At 66.1% G+C, this 9,285-nt stretch carries 10 protein-coding genes; 4 read left to right on the top strand and 6 right to left on the bottom strand.

Features of this window, described 5'->3' with window-relative positions; translation table 11 throughout:
• Positions 1-291: 291 nt before the first annotated feature.
• Positions 292-1,305, bottom strand: a complete 1,014-nt coding sequence (locus GY937_13800) for an NAD(P)-dependent alcohol dehydrogenase (protein ID MCP5057779.1) — start codon at positions 1,303-1,305, stop codon at positions 292-294.
• Between the two features lie 43 nt (positions 1,306-1,348).
• Positions 1,349-1,996 (bottom strand): hypothetical protein, encoded by a 648-nt coding sequence (locus GY937_13795; GenBank protein ID MCP5057778.1) that lies wholly within the window; start codon positions 1,994-1,996, stop codon positions 1,349-1,351.
• A 135-nt stretch (positions 1,997-2,131) separates the two neighbouring features.
• Between GY937_13795 and GY937_13790 the strand changes: the two genes are divergently transcribed.
• Both GY937_13790 and GY937_13785 read left to right on the top strand, forming a co-directional pair.
• Positions 2,132-2,410 carry a hypothetical protein gene (locus GY937_13790; protein MCP5057777.1) on the top strand — a complete coding sequence of 93 codons (279 nt, stop codon included), beginning with the start codon at positions 2,132-2,134 and terminating at the stop codon, positions 2,408-2,410.
• Positions 2,410-2,700 (top strand): HigA family addiction module antidote protein, encoded by a 291-nt coding sequence (locus GY937_13785; GenBank protein ID MCP5057776.1) that lies wholly within the window; start codon positions 2,410-2,412, stop codon positions 2,698-2,700. The genes GY937_13790 and GY937_13785 overlap by 1 nt, the downstream gene beginning before the upstream one ends.
• 9 nt (positions 2,701-2,709) lie before the next feature.
• On the opposite strand, the gene GY937_13780 is transcribed toward GY937_13785, so the two are convergent.
• The 4 genes from GY937_13780 to metF are packed head-to-tail and all read right to left on the bottom strand — an operon-like array spanning position 2,710 to position 6,900.
• Positions 2,710-4,590, bottom strand: a complete 1,881-nt coding sequence (locus tag GY937_13780; GenBank protein MCP5057775.1) for a DNA polymerase Y family protein — start codon at positions 4,588-4,590, stop codon at positions 2,710-2,712.
• A gap of 19 nt (positions 4,591-4,609) precedes the next feature.
• On the bottom strand, positions 4,610-5,359 hold the full coding sequence (locus GY937_13775; protein ID MCP5057774.1) for a hypothetical protein: 750 nt from the start codon (positions 5,357-5,359) through the stop codon (positions 4,610-4,612).
• A 33-nt stretch (positions 5,360-5,392) separates the two neighbouring features.
• Positions 5,393-6,034: a phosphoribosylglycinamide formyltransferase gene (locus tag GY937_13770; protein MCP5057773.1), complete on the bottom strand. Its 642-nt coding sequence runs from the start codon at positions 6,032-6,034 to the stop codon at positions 5,393-5,395.
• Positions 6,031-6,900 (bottom strand): methylenetetrahydrofolate reductase [NAD(P)H], encoded by an 870-nt coding sequence (gene metF / locus GY937_13765; protein ID MCP5057772.1) that lies wholly within the window; start codon positions 6,898-6,900, stop codon positions 6,031-6,033. Before metF ends, GY937_13770 begins: the two co-directional genes overlap by 4 nt.
• Before the next feature lie 80 nt (positions 6,901-6,980).
• Here metF and GY937_13760 point away from each other — a divergent pair, with 80 nt between their 5' ends.
• Both GY937_13760 and GY937_13755 read left to right on the top strand, forming a co-directional pair.
• Positions 6,981-7,922, top strand: a complete 942-nt coding sequence (locus tag GY937_13760) for a carbohydrate kinase family protein (protein MCP5057771.1) — start codon at positions 6,981-6,983, stop codon at positions 7,920-7,922.
• Positions 7,919-9,124: a sodium:calcium antiporter gene (locus GY937_13755; protein ID MCP5057770.1), complete on the top strand. Its 1,206-nt coding sequence runs from the start codon at positions 7,919-7,921 to the stop codon at positions 9,122-9,124. Before GY937_13760 ends, GY937_13755 begins: the two co-directional genes overlap by 4 nt.
• The last annotated feature ends 161 nt before the right edge of the window (positions 9,125-9,285 follow it).

Raw genomic sequence — 9,285 nt, 5'->3', positions numbered from 1 at the left:
CGCGCTCAATCACGCCCACGCGATCCAGTTCCTCGTAGCTCATGCTCACTGTCTCCATGCCCGCGGGGGTACCCCGGGCGACTGGAAAAAGCGGACATTTCTACTTTGGAGAAACCGGACATTTCTACTTGGGTACTACACAATGACGTCCGATAAGCCGTTGTTAAGTCAAGTAGGGGCGCCTCAGGATCGGAACTCGGGACAGTCGAACCTGCCCGCCGTCAGGACCTGGTCTGGCGCATCCTGGAGGCCGGGCGTCGTCCACCCATTGTTGATATCGCTCGCCTCCTTCTACGAATCATTTGAAAGGACCATCCGATAGCGCGGCTGGCCTGCGCGCACGCGCTCGATGGCGGTGTTCACTTCGCTGAGTGGTAGCGATTCCGTCATTGGGCGGATGCCATTTTTCGCGGCCATCTGAACCATACGCGCCACTTGTTCGGGGCTTCCCATCAGACTCCCGGTGATAGAGGACCTGCGACTCATCAATATGATGCCCGGAATCGAGATCGGCTGGCTCGGGAAGCCGACGAGCCAGAGTGCACCGCGAGGGCGAAGCAGGTTCGAGTACTCGACCCACGGGAGGTCGCCGTCGGCGGTTGCGAGAAGCAGATCGAGGGAGCCGGCCAGATGGGCGAAACTCGCGGGGTCGCGGCTGTTGACGAAATGCTCGGCGCCGAGGGTTCTCGCTTCTTCCTCTTTGGCGACCGTACCAGAAAAGGCCGTGACCTCGCAGCCGAAGGCCTTGCCAAACTGGATGGCCAGGTGCCCCAGGCCCCCGATACCGATGACTCCGACCCGTGCACCAGGCGCCAACCCAAACTCTTCAAAGGGGGCATAGGTCGTTATGCCCGCACACATGAGTGGTGCAGCGTCTTCATCGCTCAGCTCGTCAGGAAGCGGAACTGCGAAACGCCCGTCGACCCGCATGCCTTCCGCGAAGCCTCCATGACGTCCGACGCAGATGCCCTGCTGAGCCGGGCAGAGATGGGAATCGCCAGCCTGGCACGATTCGCATTCGCCGCAGGAGCCGCATAGGAAGCCGATTCCGACGCGCTGGCCGACGCGTAGATGATCCACGGATTCGCCCAAAGCGACGATCCGGCCGGCCACTTCGTGCCCCGGCACGAGTGGATAGTCGCCGAGGCCGAAGAAGGAGCCATCGATCAGGCTGAGATCGGTATGGCAGATGCCGCATCGTGTGATGGCGATCTCGATGTCGTGGGGCGCCAGAGGAGGCGGTTCGAAATCGAACGCTTCGAGTTGGCCGCCGGCCTTGGTTGCAGCGAACGCCCGTATCGTCATCGGAGATCCTCCTTCGTTGCCACGGCCGGCCAGCCTAGCATGGCTAAATCGAGCTTTTCCGGGCGGGCAGGCCGATCAGCATCGCGATGGCGAGAAGGAGGAGTGTGCTCGGTCCTGGAACCTGGCTGAAGGCGATGTCGCCGCGAAGGACGAGCGAGGCGGGGGGGCCGTAGGCCGGATAACCGGGTAGATCGATCTCGAGATCCAGGCCTAGCGTGAAGCTTGCCGTTCCGGCGAGTTGGTCGAGGACGTTCAGGCTCAACGGGGTCGCCGGAAGGAGAACGGTCAGAGGCTCCAACGCGAAGTCCCGGAAGGGCGAATCGATGGCCGAGAACCATCCTCCGTCGATCGTAAGGCTGAGATCCGTGAAGGTCGTCAGCAGGTCGAATCCGACGATCGTCACGGGTGCGGGCCCGCCGCTCAGTGTGGCATGGAGATCCGCCAGGCTGGCTTCGAGGGGATTGAGGATGATCGCGGACCCAAGCGTAAGGTCGGCGCTGAGCGTCAGGGTCGTCGGGAACCCGGGGATATCGCCGAGGACTTCTGCCGTGCCGGTGATCGTAGGTGTGGCGAACTCGTCGGTCGTCCCGAGTTCGATCGGGCCGGGCACGACGGCGAAAGGCGTTGCTACCGAGGTGCCGGGTAGCGCAGCCAGCAGGCCGAGCGCGAATGCCATCCGGACTAGCAGCATGCTGCCCTCCTTTCTGGCTTCGAAAGGGTTCCAGGCTCTCATGGGAGCGCCAGGAGTTCAACTCGATCCTTGATGTTTCCAGCACCTGGCATCGTGTGTTGGAACCTGTAACGCTAGAGGTTACACTCGTCGGCCGTGGGTTCGCGTATCAGGCACCGGGGGCTCAGGAAGCTCTACGAGCGCGGAGAGGCTCGGGGCCTGAACGCGAAACATGTCGGGCGGCTTCGTTTGATCTTGGCGGCACTCGACGCGGCTGAGGTGCCCTCCGATATGGACATCGCAGGTTGGCGTTTGCACCCGCTGAAGGGCGCTCGAAGGGGCCAGTGGTCGGTGTGGGTCTCTGGCAACTGGCGGGTGACATTTCGCTTCGATGGCCACAACGCAACCGACATCGACTATGAGGACTACCACTGATGGTGATGAAGAATCCGCCCCACCCGGGGGAGGTCGCGCGGGATGCAATCGAGAATGGCCTGGGGCTTACGGTGACTGCCGCTGCCGAGGGTCTCGGGGTGTCTCGCAAGACGCTCTCACAGATCCTGAACGGTCGCTCGGGGATCACACCCGAGATGGCGATCCGGCTCGAGAAGGGGATCGGGAGCTCGGCCGGCGCCTGGCTTCGGATGCAGGTGGCCTATGATCTGGCTCGCGCGCAAAAGGTGGCCAAGGGTATCAAGGTGAAGAAGCTGGCGAAGGCCAGCTGACGGTACGGCTCAGTCGTACACCGCATCGATCGACCAGCATCGTCCCACATGATCCTTCCGCAGCCGGAAGACCCAGCCATCCCCCGTCTGCACGTCGTAGTGGTCGAAGGCGTAGCGTTCCTCCTCGGACCACCAGCGCCCCGTCGTGCGCCAGGGGCCGGCGCAGTGAACGATTTCGCCGTTGGCCAGGGGACTGCGAACCCAGCGTGGCTGGCCGCCGGGGGCATCGACCTGTGCACGTACGGGCGGGCGCAGCGCGCGGAGAGCCAGATGAGGGCGATCCATTGTGGAAGAGGGCGTTGCAGTTGTGGAAGAGGGCGATGTTGTGGTGGCCGATGCCTTGGGCGGGCGAAAGGTCGCGACTTCGTAGGCGTCCGGATGGTGATCGTCGGCGACGGCGGGGGTGCCGACGCGCTCGGTGCCGCATAGGGCGCCGAGTTCGGCGAGGGTGTGGGCGAGGACGGCGGGGCTCGGGCCGGGGGAACGGAAGAAATCGAGCTGGTCGCCGCGCAGAGGTGCGCCGGGAGTCGCCAGGCGCACATGAACGGGCGCTTCATCGGGTGGCTTCGATTCGAGCGAGAGAGCGACGAGGCGCAGGGCCAGGCGCGGGTCGAGGGTGGGAGCGGCCAGGCCAACGCGTCGTGCATCGCGTCCACCATCCTCGAAGCCGAATTCGAGCTCGAGATCACCGAGGGCCAGGCCACGGCAAGCAAGCCGTTCGAGGAGTCGCGAGAGCATGCCGTTCAAGACGAAGAGCAAGGGCTCGAGCTGACGGACGGGGAACTCGAGTTCCTGGGCTTCTTCGAAGCAGAGGGTTGCCTCGGCAGGGGGCGGTGGCGAGCGGTCGTGGCCGCGGGCCAGCTCGAGCAACGGAACGATGCGTGCGCCGAGCCTCTGGGTGAGGGCGCGTTCGGGCAGGCGCAGCAGGTCGGCAACCCGGGAGAGGCCGAAGCGGGTGAGTGCGCTGGCCAGGTCGTCGTCCGGGTTCAAGAGGTCGAGGGGCAGGGGGGCCAGGGCCTTGGCATCCTCGCCCGAGGGCACGACGCGCGGGCTTTCGCCTGAGAAGGCGAGCTGGCGAGCGAGGATACGAGCGGTGCCGCGAGAGCCGGCTACCGCCACGACGCCGGGTAGCCCGAGCCGCGCGGCGCGCTCGCCGAGAGCACTCGCGAAGCCGACCTCGGAGTGGAAGAGCGCTTCTACACCGCGGGCGTCCACGAAGACGGCAGCTTCGGCGGCGTGCAGGCCGGAATGGGCCGGTGCGAGTTCGGCCCGGGGCGAGGTGGAGAGCGCGGCATCGAGGAGTGCATCCCGGGCGGCACGTTCGAGGGCGGGTGAGGCGATCTGCACGTGGAGATCGGCGCAGGCAGCGCGGGCATGCACCACGGTCGTTCCGGGGCGCACGGCCGAGCGCGCGGCTTCGGGGGAGACGGCCAGGATCTCGGCGCGGGGACCCGCGGCCGAGGCGACGGCGAAGGGCTGGCCCGCGAGTTCCGGATGGGCTCGAAGGGCGGCGGCGAGGGGCATGGCGGGGATCAGCAGGCACGCCAATCGGCTGTCCTTGCTTCGCTCGCTGGCCGTTCGCTTTCGCTCACTAGCTCGCTGCGCGCGCCGCGCTTCGCGCGTCGCTTGCGGGGGGAGAGATTTGGTGGGTTCTTCCGTGCGCGGGGTCTTGAGTCGAGGCTCGTTGTCAGTGCGTGCGATCTCGGGTCGAGGCTCGTCGTCCGTGCGCGGCACATCAGGTCGGGGCTCGTTCTTGGTGCGTTTGGGCTTGCTAGGCGGTTCTTCGGGTTCGGGCAGCAGGGAGATCTGCCGCGGGCGCCCGATGCGTTTTGCGCGGGGAGGGGGGGGGCGTGTCGTCGTTCGGCTCGTGACGCGTGGGGGGGGGGACACCGTCAACCTCGGGGTGGTGTCATGCGGCGCGCTCGTCTGGGGCGCGCCAGCGGACGGGGACGGAGCGGTCGTCCTGGCCCTGGCGGTTGCGGACCAGCGCGACGCGGCTCTCCAGGCTTTCGAGCCAGGCGGGGTCGGTTTCGAAGTGGGGGCGGGCCTCGCCTAGCTCGAGGGCGAGATCGGCGAAGGTGCCGATCAGGCGTTGGTGGGTGAGGGCAATGCAGGCGGCAGAGGTGGCGGCCACGAGCTTGCGCATGCGAGGCCACACGGCGGAGGAGACACGAGGTGTTTCTCCGAGCGAGGCCAGATCGAGCAGCACGAGGGCGAAGCCGCCGGCGCGTAGTACGTGCTCGGCGCAGCGCAGGGCTTCGGGCACGCCGGAGGGGCGCGCCCAGAGCACGCGCGTGAGGTCTACGCCGCGGTCTCGCGCCGAGGCGGGGTCGAAGGCATCGGCGCGATCGACCACGCAGGCCAGCTCGCCGCTCGCAGTGGCGTGGGCAAGCAGGGCGTGGGCAAGAGAGGTGCGGCCACAGGAAGCCGGGCCGGCGATTTCGCTGAGGCGTCCACACGGAAAGCCGCCTCCGAGCAGTGCGTCCACCGGATCGAGCCCGGTCGGGTGGCGCTCCTCGGGCAGGCTGAGTCCGGCACCCAGTCGCACGACGGAGCCGGTCGCCTGGAGCAGTTCCTGGACCCGGAGGCGCAGCTGGGGTTGGGGGGGGCGCGGGAGTTTCTCGGGGCGGTGGGCAGCCGCTCGGGGGAGTGAGAGCATGACGCCCTAGTTTCGTCTTTTCTTCGCCTTCGGTCAATCGGAAACGTGCACTCGCCCCCCGTCGATCGTGATTCGTCCCTCAGCGAAGGCCCTCACCGCTTCCGGGACGAGCCGTCGCTCCGCTGCGGTCACCCGGGCCTGCAGGGTCTCGAGCGTGTCGTCCTCGCGCACGGCCACCGCTTCCTGGGAGACGATCGGCCCATGGTCGTATTCCTCGTCTACGAAGTGGACGGTCGCCCCGGTGACTTTCACTCCCTTCGCCAGCACGGCCTCGTACACCCGGCGGCCGTAGAAGCCCTGGCCCGAGAAGGCTGGGATCAGCGCTGGATGCACATTCATCGCTCGCCCCTCGAAGCGCCCGCGCAACTGGAACGGCGAGAGAAAGCCCAGGAGCGCGACCAGCTCTACATCGTGCTCCTCGAGAAAGCGATGGATCCGGTCGTTGAAATGGTCGAGATCCTTGTGCTGCTTCCGAGGAACCGCGAGCGCCGGGATCCCCCGGTTCTCTGCACGTCGCAGGCCGCCGACGCCCGGCTTCGAGCTCACTACCGCGACCACCCGTGCCGGAACGTGTCCCTTGTCGATGTGCTCGCACAGGTTTTCGAGGCTGGTGCCCTCACCCGAGAGCAGTACACCGACCCGCAGCGGATCTCGTTCGAGGTTGCGTTGGCTCATCCGGCCAGCAGCCGCTCAGTCACCTGGCGTGTCGCGGGGGACTTGTTGAGGGTGTAGAAGTGAATGCCCGGCGCACCACCTGCCAGGAGCTTCCGACATTGGGCGGTCGCCCAGACAACGCCTACCTCGAGAGAGCGCGCGGCGTCGTCTCCCGCCGAGGCGAGGGCATCCTCGAGTTCGCTCGGGGTTCTCGATCCCGGTGAGAGCCGCATCGCACCGCGCAGGTTCTTCAGGCTCACCATCGGCATGATGCCCGGCACGATCGGTACGTCGATTCCAACGGCACGGGCCCGTTCAACGAAGGAGAAATAGTCGGCCTCGTCGAGGAAGAGCTGGGTGATCAGGAACTCGGCGCCGGCTTCCACCTTGAGTCGCAAGTTCGACAGATCCTCTTCGAGGCTCGCGGCCTGGGGGTGCTTCTCCGGGTAGCAGGCACCCGCCACGCCCAGATCGAAATGGCTCTTGATGAACGTCGTCAGCTCGTTGGCGTGCTGGAAGCCGCCCGGCACAGGTTGCCAGTCCGGCTCGTCCTTTGGCGGATCGCCGCGCAAGGCCAGCACATTGCGAATGCCTCCCGCGTGGAGCTGGCCGAGGGTCAGGGCCAGTTCCTCACGGGTCTGCCCGGTGCAGGTCATATGGGCCATCGCCGTGAGTCCGAGCTCGTCCTGGATGCGCATCACCAGCTCGGCGGTCTTGCTGCGGGTCGATCCCTGGGCGCCACAGGTCACCGAGACGAAGCCCGGGCCGAGATCCTTGAGGTCCTCGATCGTCCGATACAGGGTCCTGTAGCCGGTATCCGTTTTCGGGGGAAAGAACTCGAAGGAGAAGACCGGGTTGCCCGGCTGATAGAACTCCGAAATGCGCATCGCGGGAGTGTACCGGACGGGCCATTGACGGCCCCGGGCCATGGGCGAGACTGCGCGCCAGCAAGCGCGAGGAGAAGAGCATGTCGGTATTGTGCACGGGGTCGGTGGCGGTGGATCACATCATGGTGTTCCGGGGGCGCTTCAAGGATGTGATCCTGCCGGACAACCTCCACGTGCTGAATGTCGCCTTCCACGTGCCCGAGCTGCGTCGCAGCTTTGGTGGCACGGCCGCCAACATCGCATTCGGCTTGCGGCGGCTCGGCGTCGATCCGCTCGTGCTCGCGACAGTAGGTGGCGAAGATTTCGGAGCCTACTCGGATTGGCTCGACCGCCACGAGCTGACGCGGGAGTACATCGTCCCGCTCAAAGATGAGTCGACCGCGGGTGCCTACATCACGACGGATCTGGACGACAACCAGATCACGGGCTTCCATCCCGGTGCGATGGATCGGGCCCACGAAGCAACGGTCGCTTCGGTGCAGTCTCCGTATGAGATCGGCGTGGTTTCGCCGAACGGCAAGCAGGCGATGATCGATCATGCCAGGGCGCTCAAGGAGGATGACATCCCCGCCATGATCGATCCGGGCCAGGGGTTGCCGCTCTTCGACAAGGAGGAGCTCACCGAACTGCTGACCGGCGCCGATGTGTACGTGGTCAACGACTACGAGTGGCAGCTCACCCTCGAAACCACCGGACTCAAGCTCGCCGACGTGGAGGAGCGGGTCGGTGCCCTCGTGGTGACACGAGGAGAGAAGGGTTCGAGCCTCTACCGCGGTGGCGAAACCTTCGAGATCCCGTCGGTTCAGGCCGACCAGATCATCGATCCGACCGGCTGCGGAGACGCCTATCGCGCGGGCTTCCTGGCGGGCCGCCTTCGCGGCCTGGATCTGGAAGGCTGCGGACGGCTCGGAAGTGTCATGGGCTCGTTCCTCGTCGAGCGCGCGGGTACCCAGCACGCGGATTTCGGCCTGGATGAGATCCGTGCACGCCACCGTGAGGCGTTCGGCGCGGACTTCATGTGAGCGACAACGTTCCGCGGCGCGGGGGCGAGTTCCGGGACTGGCTCTGGCTGGTTCTTTCGATCGCCATCCCGTTGCCGTGGATCGTCGTGCAAGCGGGCGAGGCGCATCCGTCGCCGGAGGTCGTCGCCGGGCTTTCCGGCGCCGCGATCCTCGGCGCAGCCTTCCTGCTCTCCTGGGCCACGGAGCTGTCCGAGAAGGACATCCCTCAATCCCTGGCATTGCTGGTCCTCGGGCTGGTCAGCGTCCTTCCCGAGTATGCGGTGGATCTTTCCTTCGCGATTCGCGCCGCCGAGGATCCCACCTACGCCCAATACGCCGTGGCCAACATGACCGGCGCCAATCGCCTGTTGATCGGCCTCGGTTGGGCTTCGGTGGTGTTGCTCGCGTGTCGCCGCTCGCGGGCCACGACGTTGGATCTTCCGCCCGGACGCACCCTGGAACTGCGTTTCCTGCTGTGGGGCACCCTCTACTCGTTCTTGATTCCCCTGGACGGCCACCTCTCCCTGATCGATGGCGGCCTGCTCATTGCGTTGTTCGCGGCGTATGCCTTCAGTGCGGCCCGAGGCTACTCGGAGGAGGTCGAGCTGATCGGCCCACCGGCAAGAATCGAAGCGCGCTTCGGCGATCCGGGACGGCGTTTGTGGGCGCTTGCGCTCTTCGCCTTTGCGGGCTTCGCCATCTGGGTTTCCGCCGAGCCCTTCGCCGAGAGCCTGGTCGAGGTGGGTCGCCGCACGAGTATCGACGAGTTCCTTCTCGTGCAGTGGGTGGCACCACTCGCCTCCGAATCGCCGGAGTTCGTGATCGCTCTGCTCTTCGCCTACCGGATGCGAGGGGAGGTGGGGCTCGGGGCGCTCATCTCCTCGAAGGTGAATCAGTGGACGCTGCTCGTCGGTGCGCTTCCCATCGCCTACTGCATCGCGGCCGGGACCCTGACCGGGCTCGTGTTGACCTCCCGCCAGACCGGGGAGCTATGGCTCACCTCTGCCCAATCGTTGTTTGCGGTATTGGTCGTGGCCGACCGGGTCTTTCGAGTCTGGGAGGCGGTGGCCATTGCCGGGATCTTCGTGGTCCAGCTCGTGTTTCCGAGCCCCGAAGTCCGCACGGCCTTCACCTGGCTGTACCTCGTGCTCTTCGTCGGGCTCCTGGTTCACTCGCCGGAGCGACGCCGCGCGATGTTGAGGTTGCTCGATCCTCGAGGCTGAGGTGACCGGGCCGGAGGCTGCCTAGCCTGAACTATGCACGAAAGTTGGCTGAGAAGCTGGCTTTCCAATGTTTCAGCGTGCCGCGCGGCGATTGACGCTGACGGATCTCGTTTTGGGTGGTCGATGCCCATTCCGTGGCGCGAATGCGGAGTGTGCTTCGG

It is taken from the genome of bacterium, assembly GCA_024228115.1.
Classification (GTDB): domain Bacteria; phylum Myxococcota_A; class UBA9160; order UBA9160; family UBA6930.
Note: the sequence above shows the minus strand (reverse complement) of the source record. Positions and strands in the feature narration are given on the sequence as shown.

Coding starts and splice junctions, on each gene's coding strand:
- GY937_13795 (MCP5057778.1), bottom strand. CDS start 1,996: ATGCTGCTAGTCCGGATGGCATTCGCGCTCGGCCTGCTGGCTGCGCTA.
- GY937_13775 (MCP5057774.1), bottom strand. CDS start 5,359: ATGCTCTCACTCCCCCGAGCGGCTGCCCACCGCCCCGAGAAACTCCCG.
- metF (MCP5057772.1), bottom strand. CDS start 6,900: ATGCGCATTTCGGAGTTCTATCAGCCGGGCAACCCGGTCTTCTCCTTC.
- GY937_13800 (MCP5057779.1), bottom strand. CDS start 1,305: ATGACGATACGGGCGTTCGCTGCAACCAAGGCCGGCGGCCAACTCGAA.
- GY937_13770 (MCP5057773.1), bottom strand. CDS start 6,034: ATGAGCCAACGCAACCTCGAACGAGATCCGCTGCGGGTCGGTGTACTG.
- GY937_13785 (MCP5057776.1), top strand. CDS start 2,410: ATGGTGATGAAGAATCCGCCCCACCCGGGGGAGGTCGCGCGGGATGCA.
- GY937_13760 (MCP5057771.1), top strand. CDS start 6,981: ATGTCGGTATTGTGCACGGGGTCGGTGGCGGTGGATCACATCATGGTG.